20 protein-coding genes are annotated in these 23,077 nt (G+C 44.4%); 8 read left to right on the top strand and 12 right to left on the bottom strand.

Annotated features, from left to right (window positions below; translation table 11 throughout):
• Positions 1-74 precede the first annotated feature (74 nt).
• From ACYX4N_RS09810 to ACYX4N_RS09780, 7 genes are all read left to right on the top strand, one after another.
• Positions 75-404: a DUF883 domain-containing protein gene (locus tag ACYX4N_RS09810; RefSeq protein WP_474856963.1), complete on the top strand. Its 330-nt coding sequence runs from the start codon at positions 75-77 to the stop codon at positions 402-404.
• A gap of 4 nt (positions 405-408) precedes the next feature.
• Positions 409-933, top strand: coding sequence for a hypothetical protein (locus ACYX4N_RS09805; RefSeq protein WP_476053890.1), 525 nt, complete (start codon positions 409-411; stop codon positions 931-933).
• 93 nt (positions 934-1,026) lie between these two features.
• A complete protein-coding gene (locus ACYX4N_RS09800) occupies positions 1,027-1,284 on the top strand; it encodes a hypothetical protein (RefSeq protein ID WP_476053889.1) in 258 nt (85 codons plus the stop codon).
• A 24-nt stretch (positions 1,285-1,308) separates the two neighbouring features.
• Positions 1,309-1,887 carry a CC0125/CC1285 family lipoprotein gene (locus ACYX4N_RS09795; protein WP_476053888.1) on the top strand — a complete coding sequence of 193 codons (579 nt, stop codon included), beginning with the start codon at positions 1,309-1,311 and terminating at the stop codon, positions 1,885-1,887.
• Positions 1,888-2,437: 550 nt separating this feature from the next.
• The gene (locus ACYX4N_RS09790; RefSeq protein WP_474806234.1) at positions 2,438-3,082 is read left to right on the top strand and encodes a phosphoribosyl-AMP cyclohydrolase; all 645 of its coding nucleotides are present in this window, start codon (positions 2,438-2,440) and stop codon (positions 3,080-3,082) included.
• A gap of 307 nt (positions 3,083-3,389) precedes the next feature.
• On the top strand, positions 3,390-3,566 hold the full coding sequence (locus ACYX4N_RS09785) for a DUF1328 domain-containing protein (protein ID WP_049587611.1): 177 nt from the start codon (positions 3,390-3,392) through the stop codon (positions 3,564-3,566).
• A 30-nt stretch (positions 3,567-3,596) separates the two neighbouring features.
• Positions 3,597-3,791, top strand: a complete 195-nt coding sequence (locus tag ACYX4N_RS09780) for a hypothetical protein (protein WP_025255565.1) — start codon at positions 3,597-3,599, stop codon at positions 3,789-3,791.
• Between the two features lie 83 nt (positions 3,792-3,874).
• Here the strand turns inward: ACYX4N_RS09780 and ACYX4N_RS09775 are convergent, their stop codons facing one another.
• The 7 genes from ACYX4N_RS09775 to ACYX4N_RS09745 all read right to left on the bottom strand — a co-directional run bounded on the left by ACYX4N_RS09775 (position 3,875) and on the right by ACYX4N_RS09745 (position 12,444).
• A complete protein-coding gene (locus ACYX4N_RS09775) occupies positions 3,875-4,093 on the bottom strand; it encodes a hypothetical protein (RefSeq protein ID WP_476053887.1) in 219 nt (72 codons plus the stop codon).
• A 12-nt stretch (positions 4,094-4,105) separates the two neighbouring features.
• Positions 4,106-7,048: a DUF349 domain-containing protein gene (locus ACYX4N_RS09770; RefSeq protein ID WP_476053886.1), complete on the bottom strand. Its 2,943-nt coding sequence runs from the start codon at positions 7,046-7,048 to the stop codon at positions 4,106-4,108.
• Positions 7,038-7,331, bottom strand: a complete 294-nt coding sequence (locus ACYX4N_RS09765) for a YeaC family protein (RefSeq protein ID WP_474856967.1) — start codon at positions 7,329-7,331, stop codon at positions 7,038-7,040. Before ACYX4N_RS09765 ends, ACYX4N_RS09770 begins: the two co-directional genes overlap by 11 nt.
• The gene (locus ACYX4N_RS09760; RefSeq protein ID WP_014949837.1) at positions 7,332-7,658 is read right to left on the bottom strand and encodes a zinc ribbon domain-containing protein; all 327 of its coding nucleotides are present in this window, start codon (positions 7,656-7,658) and stop codon (positions 7,332-7,334) included.
• Between the two features lie 265 nt (positions 7,659-7,923).
• Positions 7,924-9,582 carry an alanine/glycine:cation symporter family protein gene (locus tag ACYX4N_RS09755; RefSeq protein ID WP_476053885.1) on the bottom strand — a complete coding sequence of 553 codons (1,659 nt, stop codon included), beginning with the start codon at positions 9,580-9,582 and terminating at the stop codon, positions 7,924-7,926.
• Between the two features lie 108 nt (positions 9,583-9,690).
• Positions 9,691-10,830 carry a M14 family metallopeptidase gene (locus ACYX4N_RS09750; RefSeq protein ID WP_476053884.1) on the bottom strand — a complete coding sequence of 380 codons (1,140 nt, stop codon included), beginning with the start codon at positions 10,828-10,830 and terminating at the stop codon, positions 9,691-9,693.
• A 168-nt stretch (positions 10,831-10,998) separates the two neighbouring features.
• The gene (locus tag ACYX4N_RS09745) at positions 10,999-12,444 is read right to left on the bottom strand and encodes a glyceraldehyde-3-phosphate dehydrogenase (RefSeq protein WP_476053883.1); all 1,446 of its coding nucleotides are present in this window, start codon (positions 12,442-12,444) and stop codon (positions 10,999-11,001) included.
• Between the two features lie 190 nt (positions 12,445-12,634).
• Between ACYX4N_RS09745 and ACYX4N_RS09740 the strand changes: the two genes are divergently transcribed.
• Positions 12,635-13,519: a DUF2989 domain-containing protein gene (locus ACYX4N_RS09740; RefSeq protein WP_476053881.1), complete on the top strand. Its 885-nt coding sequence runs from the start codon at positions 12,635-12,637 to the stop codon at positions 13,517-13,519.
• Positions 13,520-13,671: 152 nt separating this feature from the next.
• Here ACYX4N_RS09740 and msrB read toward each other — a convergent pair whose 3' ends face one another.
• From msrB to malQ, 5 genes are all read right to left on the bottom strand, one after another.
• Complete coding sequence (msrB, locus tag ACYX4N_RS09735) at positions 13,672-14,100, bottom strand: peptide-methionine (R)-S-oxide reductase MsrB (RefSeq protein WP_039216559.1); 429 nt, start codon at positions 14,098-14,100, stop codon at positions 13,672-13,674.
• A gap of 99 nt (positions 14,101-14,199) precedes the next feature.
• Positions 14,200-15,753 carry an NADP-dependent phosphogluconate dehydrogenase gene (gene gndA / locus ACYX4N_RS09730; protein ID WP_476053879.1) on the bottom strand — a complete coding sequence of 518 codons (1,554 nt, stop codon included), beginning with the start codon at positions 15,751-15,753 and terminating at the stop codon, positions 14,200-14,202.
• Between the two features lie 465 nt (positions 15,754-16,218).
• A complete protein-coding gene (gene glgX, locus ACYX4N_RS09725; RefSeq protein ID WP_476053878.1) occupies positions 16,219-18,318 on the bottom strand; it encodes a glycogen debranching protein GlgX in 2,100 nt (699 codons plus the stop codon).
• A 48-nt stretch (positions 18,319-18,366) separates the two neighbouring features.
• Entirely contained in the window at positions 18,367-20,541 is a 2,175-nt protein-coding gene (gene glgB / locus ACYX4N_RS09720) for a 1,4-alpha-glucan branching protein GlgB (protein ID WP_476053876.1), read from the bottom strand.
• Between the two features lie 157 nt (positions 20,542-20,698).
• Entirely contained in the window at positions 20,699-22,897 is a 2,199-nt protein-coding gene (gene malQ, locus ACYX4N_RS09715) for a 4-alpha-glucanotransferase (RefSeq protein WP_476053875.1), read from the bottom strand.
• Positions 22,898-23,077: the final 180 nt, after the last annotated feature.

The raw sequence follows: 23,077 nt of genomic DNA, 5'->3' as shown, positions 1-23,077 counted from the left end.
TAAATAAAGGATTTATTCGATTGGTACAGCCGTTGCAACAGTTATTGTGAACCCAAAATATTAAGGAGAGTATTATGGCTACACAAGCTTCAGCAAAACCACAAACCGTTAAAACTAATAGCACTAACGGTGTGGCTGAACCGAGTCACCCAGTAACGGATCAACTAAAAGATACCCTTCATGCGTCAGTAGACAAGCTTGCTGATAGTGCGGGCGTGGCGGAAGAAAATATTCGTCGCACAGCATCATCATCTGCTGAAAACATGTCTGAAAGAAAGCGTTTAGCAGAACAGAAATGGCAGGCATCAAAAGTACGCAAATTTGCAATTGAAAATCCTGTTCAAACTGCAGGTATCGCTTTTGCGGCAGGCATGCTAGTAACGTCACTTCTCCGTAAGAAGTAGATTCATGAAAGCGCTAGATTTTCACAAAGCACGGTTTCGCACGTGCAATGAAAATCCATTTCGCCTGACGCCGCCTTCGGCGCAGGCGAAGTTCCATGAAAACGCTACAGGAGAAAGTACACCCAAAGAAACGCCACCTGACGAGCAGTCAACCCAGCAACAATACCCCGACCCGTCTTTCTCCGATGTATTCAACGCATTTAAAGAAGCATTCTCTCAGAGAAAAGACCAAGGCTTTGCATTTCTTGAGCTTACTAATAGTGAACTCATGCTTGTCAAAAAGAGTTTTTTCGTCACTGTTTTTGCATGCCTCGCAGCATTTGCGGTTGGTACAGTTTGTTGGCTTATTCTAAATATTGCTATAGGCGCTATACTTCACAATGTTGGCGTGCACTACGTTGTGGTACCACTTGTGTTATTAGCACTTAATAGTCTTGCGGCGTTCGGTTTCTTTAAGCTTGCTCAGAATGCGTTCAACTATCTAAGTTTAAGCAGATTAATTCAAACATGGCGTAGGGTCTTTGGGTAAGGCACAGATTTAAAGGCGCATTAACCCTTTTGATTAAGTTCATTTGATCAAATCCATGGACAGTGCCCTGTCAACAATAATGAGGTGAGTACTATGAACATCTTTTTGAAAGCGAATATAAAAGATATTGCGCAAAAGGAACATGCCTATTTTTCTCAAAAACATCACGCAGATGTTGCACTTACACAAGCAAAAAGGCAATGTTCGTTAATGATGGGTAAGCCAGAGACCCTACTTGGCATAGCTTCTGTTGGCGCATATAAAGGTGCAGTAGATGCTAAGCCTAAAGCAAAGCGTAACCGAGCGTTAATGGCTTTAGGTAGAACCGCGCTGTTCTCTTTGTTTCAGTAATCACAGTATTAAGGAATTTGTGAGATGAACATCAAAAGTAAAATTAAAAGTGGCCGCGTACTTCTTGCCACCGCAGGTGCGGCACTAAGCTTTGCGATAGCAGGGTGTTCATCGACACCAGTAGCTGCCCCTACCCCATACAAATCAGCGAACTCTAAAGCCTCATATGGTTATTCGAGCGAAAAAGTATCTGCAAATCAGTATCAGGTTCTTTTTAAAGCGACTGATAAAACTCCGGCCGACAAAGTACAGCAGTACGCTCTATATCGCGCCGCTGAAGTCGCACAAGAGCAAGGCTTTACTTATCTAGAGGTGATTAATACAAATATTGATAAAAAGCCTGTTATTGCGCGGGAAGTAACGGCTGGCAAAAATGAGCCAGCAATATTTCAAACAGATAGGCAATGCACTATGTCAGGCTGTGAGGAAGTTGCTCAACCGATGGCCGCCCCGAGCTCAAACGATGTTGTAAATACTCAGATTAACGACATCTACTTTACTATTGATGTAAAAATGGCGCATGATAAAACTCGTTTAGGTAAAAACGCCTTTACTGTCTTAGAAGTGCTGTCACAGCCTCTAGAGCCAAAGAATACAAATTAGCTGAACGTCATTCTGTACATCTATACACTGCATCATCAGTGTTCTGACAAAATGCTTTTCGGTACGCAATCAGTGTTACTGAAAAGCATAGCTTAATTGCACGAGCAAGTCTGTGGAACGCCCTAAAGCCCACTACCTTAAATTCATAGCTACCACCCATTCCCTGAAATGCATCCTATAAAGCAGACTAAGGGCCTGCAAAATCGAGTAAATCCAGTCCTTCGTATATAAGTAAACGAATAAGCTTGCGTATAAATTACGTAATATCGATGAAGTAAAGCGACATTAAAACACACTAATCAACATGATAGATGAGACATTCATTCGTTCAGAACCGATACATGTCTTAACATCTTTATTCTTAATGACCCATTAATCTTCTATTAATGTTGTACAAAAGTCTCCGTCACCCAATCTAGCTATCATTAAACCTATGAACTGCAGAGCAGATTTGTAGACCGCTTTTTACAACGTTATACAGCTTCTGCTCCCAGCAATTTAATTAGGTAATAACACGTATTTATTTTGCAAATGACTGAGGAGTCACGCGATGAAAAAGCTAAACTCGTTAATGACAAAAACAACGCTTCTTGCAGCTTCGATTATGCTAGTAACAGGCTGCAGTGCAGTGGCCAAACCGCAAATGAATGAGACCGCCACTTCGAACGTTGGTGTTTTGAAGGCTAAGGCGCTAGACAATGCATTACTGTATTCGGATGAATGTATTACAGAGCGTGAAGTTGTAGCAGCACAAAAGATGTGGGGTGAAGGCATTGTACGTATTGGCGCAGTGTTTAGTAACGACGGTGACTACTCTGGCGAGGCGGCTGATTTTATCCAGGACATGTACGGATATGATTTAAGTAGTGTACTGTTTAAACCAACCCTTGCAGCAAATGATCAGTTCCGTTCAAGCTTTGATGCAGCGCTTTCTTACTTTGTCGGTGGAAATGACGCTTATCAGGAAGATAAGGGTTTTGCGATTAAGCCTTATACAAACGTGAAATTCGACAATGTAGGAATTATTAATAACAGTTGTCGGATGGCGGTGGCGATGGGTAACTACTTCTTTACTGACACTAAGGGCGGAGAAACAAAAGTAGAGTACACCTTTGCCTATGTGAAAGACAGTGATGGCGACCTGCGTATTGTCGCTCACCAATCTTCGTTACCTTACAACCCAAATGGTAACTAGGTAACGCTCAGCCCCCAATCTACTCAGATTATGTGGGGCGTCACCTCCTCCCTTTTATAGGCAAAGCGTTTTTCCCTTTCGCTTTGCCTCTTTTTTCATCTTGAATTAAATGATGAGAAAAGAGCTTCTGCTCTATCATGTAAAAAATGCATTCGCTTGTGTAATCGTGACTCCTGCCACTGAAAATTACATTTCAAAATTTCAATCTGAAACAAACTTAATCTATATAATTCATACACTTAAAAAACAGGCATAAAGATAGCATTAGTTATTGTGAAAGTAACGGAAGCAATACGAGGATCTAGTTATGTTAGGTTGGGCAATCACATTTTTTATCATCGCCATTATTGCAGCAGTTTTTGGTTTTGGAGGCATCGCAGGTGCAGCAACAGGTATCGCACAGTTTCTTTTCTTTGTGTTTATCGCGTTGTTGGTAATTTCACTTATCGCTAATGCGTTACGTGGAAAGGCACCAAAGGCCTAAGAATATCTAATAGGAAAAAGGAGTAAGGATATGTTTTCATTTAAAAATCTATCAAAGGTACTAGTAGCATCAGCATTTGCACTATCACTAGCAGCGTGCGGTGACGGTGAGGCAGAAGACGCAGGCGAAGAGCTAGACGAGATGGTTACCGATGCAGGTAACGCCGTTGAAGACGCTTGTGAAGATGTGAAAGAAGGCGCAAACGCTGAAGATAAAGACTGTTAATCACGTCTTTATAAAAGAAGGGCCAGACAATGTCTGGCCCTTTTTGTATGTACTGATTTAATCTGCCCAGACTTACGTTCTCGTTAAGAAACTTCTTCACCACCTAACTCTCGAGCAAGGTCATCCAGTGTAGATAGCGTAGAATCAAACTCGCCTATCCCATAACGGTACCGTACACTTACGTGATGATCGGTACGTCCAAATTTAACTCTTAACCCTTCAGCTTCAATATGCTTTACGGTATTTAAAAAACGATACGCAGACATTTCGGTTTCAAATTGAAACTCAACACTGTTTTCCATTTATTTTCCCGCTTAGGCCACAATTTCAGGGTGAGCATTAATTACTGCGACAACACGTTGAAGCAGATTATTGTCCACATTATCTATTGAGTCGTAGGATAACCAGTCAGCAAGAATGTCGGGAGCGGTCGCTGCCTCTCCTTGTTCCAACTTAGATGTCATCATTTGTAGCTGTACACTAGAGCGTATAGATGCATCTGCATCCGGGCTTGGCATACCAGTTGCAACTTCTAGTGCTACCGTTAACCATTGTCTGTCGTGCTGAGTTGTTTCATTTCCAGTAGACTGACATAATACGTTCGCCCAACGCTTCCCTAACGTTTCCGCTAGAGCCTGCTCGTCACCACTTCCCTCACCTTCACTTAGCTGTAGTAAAGAAATCAGGGCCTGAGCTCGCGCCAATCGGGCTTGAGATTGTGCATTTTTCGCTTGCGCCGCACGCTTACTTTCAAGTGAATCAATCTTTTTATCTACTTTCGTACGTTGCGCTTTAGGCAAGTCGGTTAACTGAGCGCGAACGTCGCTCATTGATTGACTAAACGTGACATCATCGCTGTTGATATCAACCGCTTCCATTTGCTTAAGTAGCGAATCTACTAACGCGTTAAATGCATTATTTTGTACTTTCCGCTCGGCTTTTAAACGTTCAAATACGGTGTCATTGGCAGCTTTAAATCCTGCCCACAACTTACTCTCTTCACGTTTACCTGCATGGCCTACTTGCTTCCACTGGCTTTGCAATTGCTGAGCTTTGTCGGCAGCGCCAGCGACATCTTCTTCCGTAGCAAGTTGACAAGCTTGAGTGACTAACGCACGCTTTTGAGCTTGATTATCGCTTTGCCACTGAGTCACTTTAGCCTGGATGGGCGATGATACCGCCTTCCATTCTTGCTTCAGCTGTTCATAAATTTCACGTTCAACCTGACCTGCAGCATGCCACTGTTTAGACGCTCTATCAAAAACCTTCACTAACTCGGCTTCTGGCGTGTTAATGTCCATTGCCTTAACGGTAGCGATAATCGACATGCGCTGTTCACGGGCAGCAGCCCGCTGTGCATCTAACTTCGCGTAATGCGCTCTACAAGGCTCGAAGGCCTTTTCAAGTGCATCATCGAATTGCTGCTGTAATAACGCGTCTTCGCTGCTTTCTTCGTTACTAGACGATGAAGGCGTTAATGATAACCATTGCTTGCGCAGATACTTAATAGCTTCGCTTCTTTGCTTAATATTTTCTGCATCAGCACTGGCTAACGCTTTTGCTTCTTCTAAAAGAGCGGGTTTGCGCGGCGCCGCAAGATAATCCTGCCACCCTTCTAAGCGTGACACTTCGCCAGCCGTTTTTTCAAAACGCTTCTCTACATACTTTTTCGCTGAATCAGGAAGCGCAGCATAACTTTCTTGAAGCTTTGCAAACTTTGAAATAGCAACGCGAAACTTGCCCTGATCAATTAAGTTGTCGATAACGCTAATGTGCTTTCTAATGTGTTTTACTTGCTCATTTTCTTTGGATTTTTGAGCACGCTCTTTGGCATTTACACTGTTTGTGGCAGCGTTAAAACGTTTAGACAACGCCTTAGGAATGGCATCGATTTCGCGGCTAAGCGCTTTATACGCTTGACGTGCTTCGTCAAACTCCGCTTTGAGAGCCACTACACTACTGCTTTGTACTGCGTCGTCACCGTTTACTTGACTCAAATCTTCAGCTGATGCGCTAGCGTCTTCAGTGCTTACATCACGAGTATCTTCATCTGACCCGTTATCGCCCGCTGAAACGATCTTAGCGGCAATATCTTCGAGCGACTGAAGTTTTATCAGTAGCTTTTGGCCGTATTGCTGCTGCATAGAGAAGCGATCAAGTTGCTCGTTTAGTTCGTCGACAGAGCGCTTAATCTGTGTGATACGCTTATCAGCGGCCGACTCAACATCGAGACGCGCTAGCTGTTCGAGCGTTGCTTCGACACCGCGTACACTTTCATTAACTGTTGCAACATCAGCAAGCGTAGCTTCACAAAGCCTGTTATTGTACAACCAAGCTACCTGCTCCTTGGCATAAGTAAGCTGCTGTTCGCACAATGCTTTGGTATTGGCACGTTGCGACGCTTGTTGCTTCTCTTCCCATGCTGGGCGGATACGGCTTAAATATCGCTCGAGCTGCTCACCTATACGCGCGCGCTTTTCTATATAATCAGCGCGTTCTTCTGAAGTGAGTAAGTCAATTTGAGCAAACAGCCCTGTCAATTCGCTCTCAAGCTCGTTGCGCTTTTCATCAATGGTTTCTACATCTGATTTGTCGAGTAAAGCCTGATATTTTGAAAGCCCCAAAGTAAGCTGCTTTTTAAGCTCTACGGGGCGCTTTGCAGCCTCTTTAATAACATCGATCCGCGCATTAATTTGCGTTACAAGCGCATCATCTGACACTTTCTTAGCAAGCTTTTGCAAATCTGACACGTCTGAATGTGCGTTGACTAGTTGAGTCTGCAGTTGGGGACTTGCTCCTTCTAGAAAGACAAACTGGGTGAAAGATGGCTTCGCTACTTTTTCGATTAGCGCGTTAGCTAGGGCATCATCTTGCAGAAGCGTAGGCTCTTTCTTCAACATTTGCGGAACTAACTGCACTACCAGATCAGCGTTGGCTGTTTCAGTTAAAAAAGAGAATATCTCTTGGCGGGAAAGTGGGACATCGCCCTCGCCTAGCAAAGCAGCGTTTACCTTTTTCTCGGCGGCTTTTTTAACGCGAGACTGCTTGGCAATTTGTGACATTTTAAGCCACAGCACAAAGCTATTAAGCTTTTCGAGTGCTGCTAAACTGACATTTGCATCTTCGTCATTAAATGCCAGTTCGTGAAGAATTGTTTTTTCCTGTGCCTTTTCGGGAGAAAGATTCTCTATTGCCTGCATCCGTTTCTCAGGCTTAGGGCTTTGGTGTGAAGGCGCAAATATACGACTAAATATCATCCTGTTTAAACCGCGCTATTGTATTATTATCATCCTGCTCATCGCGTAACGAGCGTTTAAAGTCGGCTTTACTTTTATGAACAATTTCGCCGCTTTCACCCACTGTCATATGCTCAGAGGACTTTTCTATTTTTGCTTGATACAGCATAACAGCCTGTATGCTGCTTGCTTTTTGCTCTTCATTTAAAGGCGTGCCATCAGGCCACTTGCCTGTCTCAACCGCCTGACGCAGACGCTCGTAAATCTCCGGCGTCATGCTGGCTAATAGTGCTTCTATATTCATTTAGGAAAAACGCTTTATGTAAACAATACGCGCGCGGTTTACTAAGTACCAAACAAAGCCAACCACAGCGCCCAAAATAGCTAAATTGTGTTGCAAATCACCTGGGCGTGTTCCGCCCCAATACATGAAGCCAAAACTCGCAACAAATATCAGCATAGCAAGAAGGGACTGGTTCTGGATACTGGCTAACTTTTTAAATCTTTGTAAGCTTTGCTTGCGTTCTATATCTTCAGAGGTCGCATCACCGATTTTAAAATCGCAGTGAGGACACGTCTTCGCTTTATCTGACGTTTTCTTATTACATGAAGGACAGTCAACTAATGCCATATGTTGCTCCTGTTTATTGAGTGCGAATTCGAAATGCACTGTACGCTTTTAAGCGAATGAGCATTTATACGCGGACGGGTATCATACTGAAGTTCAACACAACAATGAAGTCGATTCTGTTGAATACCCTCTTTGTTACAAAACAAAAATGCGCAGGGTGTTAACTTTTGTACAAAGTTCACCACTGCGCATTTTTACTGGCTAGCTTTCCGTACTCTCTTTCTTCTAAATACCCGAAGAAAAAGTACTAAAGGTAGCTTAAATACTATTTTTTGTGTCGAGACCAGTAGTCGTTAACGGTCTCTTTCATCTCTTTACAAAGCAGCATGATGCCGAACAGGTTTGGCAAGGTCATTACTACAATTGCTACGGCAGAAAGCGCCCAAACAAGTGTAGTATCAGAGAATGCCGCCCAAACAAACCCTGCTACGTAGATAACGCGATACGGCATTACAGAGCGTGGACCAAACAGGTAGGTCATAGCGCGGTCACCATAATAAGACCACGCGATAGCAGTTGAGAACGCAAATAACATTAAGCCAATGGATACAATATACTGCCCCGCATCGCCAAAGAAACCGCGAGTAAAGGCAATGGTTGTAAGCGCTGCCGAGTGAACCAGTGACTTACCGCTTACTTCAAGGTTCTCTTTAACCGGCTTTCCGTCGACAATCTTAAGCGTGCCAGTAAACAAGTCTTCACTACCTACTGCATACTTCACGTCTTCTGCTACAGAGCGCGCATTAAGAAGTGTAAAACCCTCGCTTACCGCGGTTCCGTTAACAACCGTAATTGATCCTGTGTATGCCTCTACAGCACTGCCCTCAATATCATTTAGGTAACCGTATAGCTTGTTTACATCATCTTGGTTGGAATCGTCATATTGCCCGGCTACAAAGTACATGTCTGAACGATCGAAAACATTTTCGTGTTTTTCTTTCCACACGCCTGACGACAGAATAACTAAACCAGTAACGGTACAAATTAGAATAGTGTCGATGAAAGGTTCAAGCAGTGACACCATACCTTCTGACGCAGGCTCTTTTGTTTTTGCTGCGGCGTGAGCGATAGGTGCAGAACCCTGACCCGCTTCGTTTGAAAATAGGCCTCGGTTAACACCACGGTTAAAGGCATAAGCTAACGACGCTCCTAAGAAGCCTCCTGCGGCGGCTGAACCGGTAAACGCATCACCAATAACTGCGGCAAATGATGGACCGATATTTTCTAGATTTGCGAAAATAACAGCAAGAGCACCAATAAGATAAATTACAGCCATAACGGGAACAACACGCGCCGTAAACGCGGCAATGCGTTGGATACCACCAAGAATGACCAAGGCTAGAAGAATACCCAGTACACTACCTACCATCCAAGGTTCGAAGCCAAATGTTGCTTCGATACTTTGTGCGATACCATTACTTTGAGGAAGGTTTCCGGTACCAAATGAGCTGACTACCGTTGCAACAGCAAATGCAACCGCTAACCACTTCATGTTTAGGCGACGGTCCATGTAATACATAGGGCCACCGGCCATGGTGCCGTCTTCTGTCTTTACGCGATATTTGTGCGACAGAGTAACTTCAACGAATTTTGTAGTCATACCTAGAAAGGCGGTTACCCACATCCAAAATAGTGCAGCGGGGCCACCAAGGAAAATAGCGAATGCAACACCTGAGATGTTACCTGTACCTACGGTACCAGACAGTGCAGTAGTTAGTGCACGAAAGTGCGTGGTGTCACCTGGATCGCTTTCTTTATCAAACTTACCGGTAACAACCTGCCAAGCGTGTTTGAAGAAACGAATTTGCGGAAATTTAAGATAAACCGTAAAGAAAAGACCTACGCCTAACAGTACATAAGGAAACCAGAACGCGCCTCCTAAGAATCCATCGAGCATAGTTAGAAAACCATATAACCCTTCCAACGTTATTCCCCTTTTTTATTATGTTTAATTGTTGTTTTATTTTAATAATTAAAAGGCCTCTTTTTGTCGAGGCCTTTTTACAGAAGCTTTCGCTTCCTAATTCTTATTTTATTGCTCTGATGCTTTTAGCTTTTTAACAACCGCATTCACACCAATAAGTAAATCCTCACCTAATTGGCGGCTGCGCTGTACCGACCAACCATAGATGTCATCTGGTACATCTGCGTTGTCTTTAAATGGCATCTCTACCGTGTACGCCATACATTTAAATTTCTCGCCCACTGCATTTGACGCTACGGTTAAATTAGCCTTGCCTGGCTCATCTTTATCGTAACCAAACTCGTCTTGAAATTCTGGCGTTGCATTTAACAACGCATCTTTAAAGGTGTTTTCTAGCATCTTTATAGTGTCATTGTAGCTAGGGTTACCTTCACTTCCTGCAACAAAGTTGTACGGCAATGCCTCATCACCGTGCAAATCAAGATACATATCTACACCAATTTCGCTCATTGCATTCAATACGTAAAGTACTTCCGGGCTTTTTTCTTGCGAAGGTGTCGCCCACTCGCGATTAAGATTGGTTCCTACAGCATTAGTGCGCAGGTGACCGCGTGCGCTGCCGTCTGGGTTCATGTTTGGCACAATGTAGAACACCGCGTTATCTAGCAACTGTCGAGCCAAACCATCTTGCTCGTCGAGCAGACGGTAAATAATACCTTCGGCACACCACTCGGCCATGGTTTCGCCAGGGTGTTGACGTGCCGTGATCCAGACTTTTTTCTTTTCTGGCGTTTCTTCACCGATAACCAGCATAGACATATCACGGCCATCAAGGGTAAGGCCTAGGAATTTGTGCTCGCATAGTAGTGACATCTGCGCGTCGTGCACAAGATCAAGGTGACGTTCGTAGCTGTAAGGAATGAAATACGCAAAGTAAACGCTGGGCTGTTCTAGCGTTAGTGAGAACGTAAGGTTGTCACCATCAAATTCACTAGGGACTCTAAACCATGTTTGACGGTCGTAAGACGCTAGAACGTTATATCCCTTCCAACCTTCTGGATATGCTGACTTTGCTAGATTACCAATCGTCATTGTGTGAGTTACAAAAGTTTCGCCCACTAAACGAAAATGGAACCACTGAGCAAATTCAGATTGGTTGTCGTTAGGAATGGTTAGACGGATATCGTCTGGTGATTGTGCGCTAACAACTTCAATGTTACCGCTGTCGAATTGACTGGAAATATGCATAGACTGTCGTTTTCCTCATTATTTGAGCGCTAATTTAGCATAGACATAAACACAAATTCCACGCACTCAGCGGGTTTTGTACTGTCGAGAGTATACAAAATGTTTACACCACTAAAAAACCGACCACTTAGGTCGGTTTTTTGTACAGTTTCTTGTAATGCTTGTTACTTACAGCGGCAACGTAGGAAAGCTTAGTCCTGCCATGTCACGAACTACGCGCAGTACCTGACAGCTGTAACCAAATTCATTGTCATACCATACATATAGCGTCAGGCGGTTATCGGCGGCGATAGTTGCCTGAGAGTCAACCACAGATGCAGCGCGAGAGCCGACTAAGTCTGTAGATACAATCTCTTTACTAGCTGTGTAATCAATTTGGTGTTGAAGCTTTGAAAACAGTGCGGTATCGCGCAAAAATTCATTAACGGCAATGCGATCCACCGGCGTCTTAAGATTTAGGTTTAAAATCGCTAGCGATACGTTTGGCGTAGGTACACGTATAGCGTTACCGGTAAGCTTACCTGCCAGTTTCGGATAGGCTTTGGCAACTGCTTTCGCTGCGCCCGTTTCGGTAATAACCATATTAAGCGGCGCACTACGTCCACGACGGTCGCCCTTGTGGTAGTTATCGATAAGGTTTTGATCGTTAGTGTAAGAGTGAACGGTTTCGACGTGACCGTTTTCAATGCCATATTCTTCGTCCAGCGCTTTAAGCACTGGCGTTATCGCGTTAGTCGTACAACTCGCAGCAGATACAATTGTATCTTCTGGTGTGACTTCTTCGTCATTTACACCGTGTACGATATTCTTGATGTCACCTTTACCCGGGGCAGTAAGGATAGCTTTCGCTGCCCCCTTAGCTTTAAGGTGTAGGCCAAGGCCATCGCGGTCACGCCAAATACCTGTGTTATCTACGATGATAGCGTTATCGATACCATATTGGGTGTAATCCACTTCATCAGGGCTATTGGCATAAATCACTTGAATGTACGAACCATTTGCTTTTAATGCATTGCGTTCATGGTCAACTGTGATGCTGCCGTTGAACGGCCCATGCACTGAATCGCGGCGCAGTAAGCTTGCGCGTTTTTCTAGGTCGCCATCGCGCCCGCCACGAACCACAATGGCGCGTAAGCGAAGCTTATTGTTTTTACCTTGGCGTTCAATAAGCAAGCGAGCAAGTAAACGACCTATACGGCCAAAACCATATAGTACAACGTCCTGAGGTTTCTGATCGTCCTCTTTGTCGGCAACGTCGTTTAGTTTTTCGTTAAGGTAGGCCGTAAGGTCGTTGTTGTCGACCGCAGAACCGTAGTGAAAATCAAAAGCCAATTTACCTATATCAATCTGTGCAGGAGCAAGCTTCATGTTGCTCAAGGTTTCTAAAATTGGATAGCTCTCGCGTAGGCGTAGCTTAATACCTTCGTGCAGACGCACTTTGCGGTGCGCTTTAATAACATCAATAGCACTGGCGTTCAGTAACGAGCGTCCATAAACTGAAATTTCAACTGCCTTATTGCGGTACAACTTACCAATAAGGGGCAACATCATTTCTGCGTATTCCTGACGCTCTTGCCAGCTGCTTTGTAATTCCTGCTCAAACTGTTGATTCATGCTTCTGCCTTCATCGATATTAAATTAACGGTTTTGTGGTTGGTGTGCGCGACCAAGTATTTATTGGTACTACCGCTATCAACTATTCCTAATTACGCGTCAGCTTTTTATTATTTTTAGGGTACACTAGGTGAGTTTTCGCCTGACGGTGACGAGCAGTATCTTAAATAAACAAGCAAGGAAGACCAAATTGTTGATAAGTTTCAAAACCTCTATGAAAACTCGTACAACAACGAATTTATTTAGTAAGTTTCCAACAAAAAAGCATCTAGCGACAGTGTGGCTTGCAGCAGCGACAACACTGGCAGGTTGCGGCGATCTTTTTGAACCTACTATTAGTGAAATTTGTGAATCTCACAGCGAGATTTGCTTAGATTTGAGTTTGGATGCCCGTTGTCGCGGCGAGCGAGCTGAGATTATTCGCTTACGTTACTACAATCAAGATTCAAAAGACGACGCTTACAAGTACCCGCTCCTTCTGAACTTCGAAGAGTATCTCACCTGCGTTGAAGAAGTGCAGCATATCGAACACGTTAAACGCAAAGGCAAGGAAGCGACACGGCTAAAAGGCGTTATTACTGCTCAGCGTGAAATTAAACGCCTAAGCCGCGAGACGAAAGACTCCCTTGATCCTTACCTTTCTTACTATCATTGGACACGATATAACGACAAAGAGGCTTTTCATCGCTTTGAGCGCTACGCTGCCAGCAACCGCGTAAGCGACCCAAAGCTACTGGTCGCACTGGCCTCTGTTCAGATTAAAACAGACCAAAAGCGTACTATTGAAACCTTATATCGCGCGCTAAGTTTATATACAGACAGCGACGACATTGACGTCAGCATTTTCTACTCGCTTGCTTCAATGGGAATGGATATGGACAACTATCGCCTTGCCTATGTTTGGTATGGTGTGGCTGAAGCCTTCGATGAGAGAATTAACGACACTCAGCGTGTTCAACTTGGACAACGCTATGCCCTTCCAGTAGGCATTCTAGATAACATTGTTGATGAAATAGTCAGTAATTTGAATAGCGCGACCTTCAACGCAGATTCATTGAAACTGGATAAGCTCTGATTTTTTGAAACTCAATTACACAATTTCATTGGTAAATAATTAAAAAAACCGCCGTTTATAGGCGGTTTTTTTTGATTGGATCTCTCGACTTCCCACATGAGGTCAAAATTTAATCAGATGTTTACCTTAATCAAGCGCTCACCTAGGGCTTTTTAACCTTTAATTTGTGTATCATCTTCGCCTTTAAAGGTCATAGATAGCGAATTTACGCAGTAGCGTTGACCCGTTGGCGCAGGACCATCTGGAAATACATGGCCTAAGTGGGAGCCACACTGCTTACAAAAAATCTCAACTCTACGCATACCGTGACTCAAGTCTTCTCTGTAATCTACATTCCCGTCATCAAGCTGCTTATAGAAAGAAGGCCATCCACAACCAGCATCAAATTTGGTATCTGAGGGGAAAAGTGGCGCTTCGCAGCACTTACACACGTACAATCCATCTCGCTGCTCGTCTAGCAATACTCCAGTGAAAGGTCGCTCAGTACCCGCTTCGCGGCATACATAATATTCCTCGTCAGTGAGCTCAGTTTTCCAGTCTTTTTTAGCTATTGATGCGTTTGCTTTTTCATCTGTCGACATAACTTACCTCTTAAAACAAAAAAGGTGTATTTGAAAACAAATACACCTTTCGATAGTTTACGCTCAATTATGAGCGCGTGTAACACTATTTAGTTCATACTATTTTTTGATAGCGGTTTGCGGACGTGCAGGATCACTCCACTCGATGTGATACTTTTTACCTGCTGGCTTATCTACACGCTGATAAGTATGTGCGCCAAAATAATCGCGCTGGCCTTGCAGCAAATTAGCAGGTAACACAGCTGTGCGATATGAATCGTAATAGCTTAGCGCCGACATCATGGCAGGGCAAGGCACGCCAGCCAGTGTCGCTTGGGCGATAGACTCGCGCCAATCAGATTGGTACTGCGTAATTTGTTCCGCAAAGAATGGGTCCATAAGCAAGTTGGCTAAGTCTTCGTTATTCTCGTAGGCCTGAGAAATAGACTGAAGAAATACGGCGCGAATAATACAGCCTGCACGCCATATTTTAGCTATTTCACCAAACTCCAGTGTCCAGCCGTGTTCTTTGCCTGCCATTGCCATTAACTGGAAGCCCTGTGCGTATGCACAGATTTTAGAGCAATAAAGCGCTTGCTCTAGCTTGTTGATGATCGACATTTTCTCATCATCGCTTAATGATGGCGCATCAGGCCCTGCAAGAACCTTGCTCGCAGCTACACGCTCGTCTTTCAAACTAGAAATACTGCGCGCGAATACCGCAGAAGTGATGGTCTGTGCCGGACTACCTACCTGTAATGCGCTTACTGCAGTCCAAAGGCCTGTACCTTTTTGACCTGCTCTGTCTAAGATCACGTCAACTAACGGCTGCTGTGTTTCTGGATCCATTTGTTCAAGAACTTCAGCACTAATTTCCATCAGGTAGCTATTCAGCTTGCCTTCGTTCCAGCGACGAAACACCTCTGCTATTTCAGCAGGCGCCATATTTAGCGCTTCGCGCATAACATGGTAAGTTTCGCAGATAAGCTGCATGTCGGCGTATTCGATACCGTTGTGCACCATTTTTACATAGTGCCCGGCTCCAACCGGACCGATGTAGGTCGCACATGGTTCGCCTTCTAACACTGGTTGACCGGGCGTATGGCTTTCTAATGGTTTACCTGTTTCTGGGTCAACCTTTGCAGCAATAGCTTTAAGAACAGGCTCAATGCGTGTCCATGCATAAGGGTTGCCTGAAGGCATAAGAGATGGCCCGAAACGCGCGCCTACTTCACCACCTGACACGGCGGTAGAGAAGAAGATAAATTTACCTTTGTACTGCTCTTCACGTGCTACAGAGTCTGTCCACAAACTGTTGCCAGTATCAACCACGATATCGTCAGCGTGAATTCCGGCGTCAATAAGATGATTGCAAACGTGGTCAACAGGATCGCCAGCAGGCACAGAGATAATAATAAGATGCGGGGCTTTTAACTTGCTTAAAAGCTCGGTGTAAGAACTGCAGCCTTCAACACGAGGCTCAGTATTTTCAGCTCTTTCGCTTGCGTCTTTGGCTAGAATAGACTCAACTTTATTTTGGTCTAAATCGAAACACGCTACACGATAGCCATGGTCCACTAGGTTCATGGTTAGGTTACTACCCATCACCCCTAAACCGATAAAACCAATATCACACGACTTGTCTTCGTGCGAATTACCACCTTTCTTTTGCATAGGAACACCCTCACATTTCAGATGGCTGCGAATGATACCACCTGAAAGAATAAAGAACAGTCTAAGCTAACAAATTAGTACGCGCTGGTGTAAATGTCACCAGCGGTAAACATTAACAGGTTTTTAAGGCCAGTTTGAACGAGAAATTTGTTTTTATTTAATACCGAATAACACACGCACCACCACGACGAACAAAATTCGTACAACTGTAAAGACACGGCAGCATTCTCCTACTTAGCATGCTGTTAGACGGTGGCTGAGCGCTGCTTTTATCCAATTTGATTTATCTCGCTGGCTGTATTCCACCTAGCGCTGAGTAATCAGGTTAGTGCCCGCTAACGAGCGCAGTGAGCTTTGATAAGGCAAGCGGCATGTGGCAGGTAATTAGGACCCTATATACCGCGTTGTCGTTTTAAACCTTTCTGAACATTCAGCCACAACTTTTATCCCGAAAGTCGGCAATTTCTATTCGGAAAATTGGGAAAAACTAAACAGCGTGAGAGATTTACTGGCTTGTAAAAACACCTTTTGAATACAAATAGAAGGTTGCTCTTCTAGTGAACTATAGCGCGTGTCTAAATGCATGGTCCACCCGCCTTTCGGCATCACAGTTGGCAAGTGAAAACGCACGTCGCTATCGCTAGCGTTTACACACAAGAACCAGTGCTCGGGCTTTTGGTCGGGCTCTCTCTGGCTCATGGCACAACCCTTTATTTCAACACCAAACGCTTTGTTGTGGTGTGCATTCCAATCTTCAGACGCTTTGTCCGACCCATCCGGTTTGTACCAATTAATCTCTTTAACGTTTCTCGATAATGTAAAAGTGTCGTCATGCAGCTTCAACTCGCTAAGCAGCGATGATGATTGACGCAAGCGCACCACGTACTGGCAAAAACTCAAAAAGTCCTGTTTACGCTTGTTTAGTTCCCAATTCATCCAGCTAATCGGATTATCCTGGCAGTAGGCGTTATTGTTGCCGTTTTGGGTGCGACTTAACTCATCACCACCGAGTATATGGGGTGTCCCTTGGGAAAAAATCAAAGTAGCGAACAGATTACGCTTTTGACGCTCTCGCATAGCGAGTATCTGCTCGTCATTCGTTTCCCCTTCAATACCATAATTGGCAGACAGGTTGTGTCCGTGGCCATCTCGATTTTCTTCTAAGTTATCGAGATTGTGACGTTCGGCGTAGGTCACCATATCGTGCAGCGTGAAACCGTCGTGATAAGTCACATTATTGACTGACGTACTAATATGTCGCCGGCCTTTATGAAAAATATCTCGTGAGCCCATCAAGCGAGTAGCAAAGTCTGCTGTTACACCACCATCTCCCCGCCAAAACGCGCGCACTGTATCGCGGTATTTGTCGTTTACCTCTAACCATGGTGACGGGAAGTTGCCGACTTGGTAACCGTTTGGCCCAATATCCCAAGGCTCAGCGAGCAGCACCTTGTCTTTTAAAACTGGGTCGCTACTGATGGCTCTTAGTAACCCTGATTTCTTATTGTATTCCTGCGGCTCTCTTCCTAAACAAACTGCCAAATCGAAGCGAAAACCGTCAACGCCAATTACGGATACCCAATGACGCATGGCATCCAAGATAAGTCCCATCATAAATGGCTGGGCAGTATTCACTGTGTTACCACAGCCAGAGTGGTTGGAATAAACTAACTCTCCGTTTTTCGTTTGTTCTAGCAAATAAGCTTGGTAAGGGCAAAAACCCTTATAGGATAGAATTGGACCGCCAACACCGGCCTCTGCTGTATGGTTAAATACCACATCAACTATCACTTCTAGGCCTGCACTGTGATAAGCGTCAACCATAGACTTGAGTTCAGCGAGCGCATCAGAAACACCATAGCGAGGTTCGGGCGCAAAGAAGTTAACTGGGTTATATCCCCAATAGTTTGTTAAACCCTTATCGGTGATAAAAGGCTCTGGCATAAATGAACACAAAGGCATAAATTGAACTGTCGTTACGCCTAATGCTTTAATGTGTTTAATGACGCTGGGGTGAGCTGCACCAATAAACTTTCCCCTGTGTTCTTTTGGTACATCAGGGTGAAGTTTTGTTAACCCTTTTACGTGAGCTTCATACACCACGCGCTTGTGTTTAGGTATATTGGGCGAACTAACATGATTAGTTGCATAGTCATTATGATCTATGACTATGCACTTTGGGATCATAAACTGAGAGTCGTGCTTGTATTGCCTTGCATCCCACTTTATTGCACGGCTGATTTTTCTAGCGTACGGGTCTATAAGCAATTTGTCAGTAGGGACAGCATGTAGACCACCTTCTCCACGCTCTACACGATACCCATAGTACTGGCCCGCACTTACGCCGCTAAAATGACCGTGCCAAACATCGCCAGTTTTTTCTGGCAGTGGATGTTCACTTATTGCCTCTTCAGTATCGCAATTGAAAAAGCACAATACGACCGCTTTAGCATCAGGGGCATAAACGGCAAAATTACATCCATCGTGAGTCAGTGTGGCGCCCAGTGGATGTGCATTACCCACCCCACTTTCAACAATTTGCGCTATATCTGAAATTTCGTTCACTGCGTTCTCAATCTACTTATACGCTAAGGCTATAACGCCTAATACGGATTAACCTACATTAGCAACGTAAAAAACGGTGGCTAACGGCGGTAAAGTTATCTCTACCGAGTGACCGCGGTCATGGAAAGGAGTGTTTTGCGTGGAAACTTCACGTAAAACCTCATAGTTGCTACCCCAGTACGCACTGTCATCGGTATTAAGTGCAAGCGATAACGTACATGCATCATCTACGCCTATTCTAAAGTTTTCACGTGGCACGGGCGTAAAATTAGACACCACATACACTTTCTGCTTTGCATCTTTTGACGTACGCACAAATGATACTATGCTTTGGTCTGCGTTACTGTGATCTAGCCATGCGAAGCCACTAGGTTCGTGATCTTGCTCGTATAGCGCTGGTGTTGATGTATAAAGGTTATTGAGCGCTTTATAAAGTGTTTGAACACCTTTGTGTTTATCATAATCGAGCAGATGCCAGTCTAGGCTGCTGTCATGGTTCCACTCACGGGCCTGTGCAAGTTCATTACCCATAAAGTTAAGTTTTTTACCGGGGTGGCCATACATAAAACCGGCATAGCAACGCAGATTAGCAGCTTGCTGCCATTCATCGCCTGGCATTTTGTGCAGCATACTGCCTTTGCCATGCACAACTTCATCGTGTGAAATAGGCAGCACAAAGTTTTCATCAAATGCGTAGACCATGCTAAACGTGATATCACCATGATGATAGTTGCGATACGCTGGGTCTTTAGCGATGTAATGCAAAGAGTCATGCATCCACCCCATGTTCCACTTAAAGCCAAAGCCTAAGCCACCGTCAAAAACAGGTCGAGAAACCTTTGGAAATGACGTTGACTCTTCCGCAATGGTCATAGCGTCGGGGAAGTGCTTGTACACTTCTTCATTCATCCATTTGAGTAAACTTATAGCTTCATAGTTTTCGTTGCCACCATCCACATTCGGGATCCACTCTCCGTCATTGCGTGAATAGTCGAGATAAAGCATGGATGCCACTGCATCAACCCTGAGTCCATCAACGTGAAATTTGTCTAGCCAAAACAATGCGTTTGCAACTAAAAATTGACGAACTGTGTCTTTGCCGAAATCGTAAATGCAAGAATTCCAATCCGGATGCCAACCTTTCCTCGGATCTTCATATTCATAAACACAAGAACCATCAAATCGCGCCAAGCCATGGCCGTCTTCAGGAAAGTGCGCTGGTACCCAGTCGATAATTACGCCAATGCCTGCTTGGTGGGCTTTATCGACAAAATATTTGAAGTCGTCTGGGTTTCCAAATCTACTGGTTGGTGCGAACATTCCCACTGGCTGATAGCCCCATGAACCGTCAAACGGAAACTCGGAAATGGGCAGCAATTCAACGTGAGTGTAGCCCATATCGCTGACATAGCTTATTAAGTCATCGGCCAATGCTTTATAAGTCAGATAGCGCGCGTCCGTTTCAATGCCGGGGCGCTTCCAAGACCCTAGATGTACTTCGTAAATGCTCATCGGGCGGTTGTATTTATTGCCCTTTCGCTTTTCCATCCAAGCGCTATCATTCCACTTGTAGATGTTGTGGTCATAGATTTTCGACGCGTGCGATGGGTATTGCTCTGCGCTGAAACCTAGGGGGTCAGCTTTGTGCGGCAGGTCATGGCCGTACGCATCTTTAAGCTGATACTTGTAGCGCTCTCCATCGCTGAGTTCTGGAACGAACAGCACCCAGTAACCCATAGACGTTTTTTCCATAGGATGTAAACGGCCATCCCATTGATTGAAGTCGCCAATAAGTGACACCGTACTGGCATTAGGGGCGAATACGCAGAACCTTACACCACTTACAGCTTCACCTTCTGGTGAAGCCAGTGTAATCAATTGCGCGCCAGCTTGCTCATATAAGTTCGCAGGCGAGCTGTCGATGTAATGTACAGCGTGATAAGCCTGGTCGGTAAATTGATAAGGATCGATATAAGCGTTTTCGCCTTTAGCGAGAACGCGATAAATTTCGCCTTGATACTTTTCTGGCAGTGGTGTCTCGAACAAACCATTACTGGAAGTAACGGTTGTTTCCTTTAGCGCAGGATTGCCCCATTTAATCGTTATCTCACTTGCGTTTGGGTTCCAAACACGAAGTATAGAACTTTGCTCATTTGACACTATACCTAAGTGGGAAAACGGTTGAGAACATAATACCTGTTCAAACTGCTGCGCTAATTGCATTCGCTACTCCTAGTAAAAACCCGCATTACAGCGGGTTGAATTGTGAGCTTAAATGCGTTTTTACATTTAAGCTCTATCCAGTACCGTCATGGTACTTTATCTTACTCGTTTAAGTTGCCTAGGCAACTGTCTGTTATCAATTCTTTGATAATGACAATTAACCTTGGCTTGCTTGTTTTCTAGCATGAGTAAGTTTAGACGCTAACTCATTTATATCATGTCTATCAAACATCGACTCAATATTCTCAGTTAGCTTTCTGCGCCAATTGGGGTATTCATCGAATGTACCAGGAATGTTCACCGGCTTATCCATTTCTAACCAGTCTTCTAACTGAAGGCTTAATAGCGCACTTGACCCCCCTGCCATATGCACCTGCATACCGTTATTTAAATCGCGATTCATTCCCGTGTGATTTACATCGCGACCTACATTGTCGCCAATTGAACCGTGTCCATGCAGCGTATCAAGTATTGCTTGTTTATTTTCATGGCGATCTGCATAAAGCGTTTGAAGAATTTCTTCTGTCGGATACAGCCCTATTTCTTTACCCAACTCTAAATCTAAACAGTGCCAGTAACCAATCAACGTCGGCATATCGTGAGTAGTCAAGGTTGACATCGACTGAACTGGATAATGACTAGGCGAGAAGAAACCACCGTCTTCTGCTTGTTCGAAGAAAAATACGCGGTATGAGTACACACCGTTGTCGGCGAGTTTGCTGCGAATTTCTTCGGGTACGGTGCCTAAGTCTTCACCTATAACCAAACTTTCATTACGATGACTTTCTAGCGCTAGAATACCGAGCAAGTCATCGACAGGATAATAAACATAGCCACCGTCTTTTGCGTGGTCGCCTTTTACTACCCACCACAAGCGAAGTAACGCCATAACGTGGTCAATTCGCAACGACCCAGAAGACGCCATGTTCGAAGAAAACAAGTCAATAATTGGCTGATAGGCTTGTTCATAAAGTTTGCGAGGGTCCATTGGAGGTAAGCCCCAGTTCTGACCAAGCGGCCCCAAGATATCCGGTGGAGCACCTACACTTGCACCTGTGCAGTAAAGGTCCTTATTACCCCAAATCTCGGCACTGCCTTCGCTCACACCTACAGCAAGGTCGCGATAAAGACCTATAGTCATGCCTGCACCTGTTGCTTTATCACTTGCTACTTCAAGTTGCTGGGCAGCAATCCATTGAAGGAACAGATAGAACTTAACTTCATGCTGATTAGCGCTCTTAAACTTAGCCACTGCTGGGTTGTGGTAGTCTTTGTATTCCTGTGGAAAAACTGGCCAACCCCAGCTTTCCTTACCATCGGCTTTTAGGTGTGACTGCAGCGCATCGTACACCGCTAACATATCTAAACTCTCGCCGCCTGCTTCTACAAAAGCATTAAACGCCTTATTTTGTTTGGTGCTTTTACGAAGGTATTTAGCATCGTAAACATCAAACACCGCTTTAAGCGCTGCTAACTTCACATGGGCTACTGCTTCGTAGTCTACATGCTCAACATTACGGGCATGTTCTAGCGTAGCTCTAAACTCATCACTGTTAACTACCTTTTGCACTGATGCATCGTCGTAACCGTCAATAGCAGTTACATCGATATATAAATAGTTTAACCAGCGACGTGAGCTCGGCCCATAAGGAGAACACGCGTTAGGGTTAGCTGGGTAAAGCGCGTGAATTGGGTTAAGCCCGATAAAATCTGCGCCGACGCCCGCGGCTTTTTCGATAAGTAGTGCAAGGTCTGAGAAGTCACCAATGCCCCAGTTCTTTTCGCTGCGAACGCAATAAAGCTGAACACTTAGGCCCCAGATTTTTTTGCCTTCTTTAATCTCTTTCGGTGTATAGCATGCCTCTGGTGCCACAATTAAGCGAGAGCGTGCGAATTCATCATCATCTGCACTTAATGCTACATCGTGATATCCAAGTGGTAAATCCAAAGGTAGGGTTACTACGTATTCATGAAATTCAACATCATCAATGTGCGCCATTGTCGTCATTTCTTGATCAACAGGCGTAAATTGATGGGTCTGTACGTCACCATTTTCACACGTAACAGTAAATGTATGGTCGTCGTTGACCAACTCGATGGGTAAGCGAACGGCTAAATTTATTTCTTGGGTGTTTCGTACAACTTGAACAGGATTTAAAGGCGACAACCATACCGATTTAATATCTTGTGTAATTTGTGACTGAATTTTTTCATCACTGCTGGTGTCATAGCCAAGCGTGTTTAGCAATTTCGCTTTGCTTGATTCTGCGATGGTTGCTGGTTTTCCCCATGCGTCGACGTATTGGGTTTCAATTCCCCGCATTTCAACCAGTTGTTGCAGAAGTTGTTGTGTCATGGTGTGTCATTCCTGTTATTCGGTGAAAGACGCATAGGCCAAAGGTGCAAAGTGCGTCTGCAAACAAATTTTTAACATTATTCTAGAAACAAAGGCTTCGCGATATGTGAATACGATTGCAATAGCACTTATTCGTAATTTTGCAACACTTTAGCTTTTTATTTTGCTAATTATGGCATT

It is taken from the genome of Alteromonas sp. ABH4_452 (assembly GCF_056311825.1).
The sequence above is the reverse complement of the archived record's forward strand: the minus strand, read 5'-3'. Positions and strand labels throughout refer to the sequence as shown.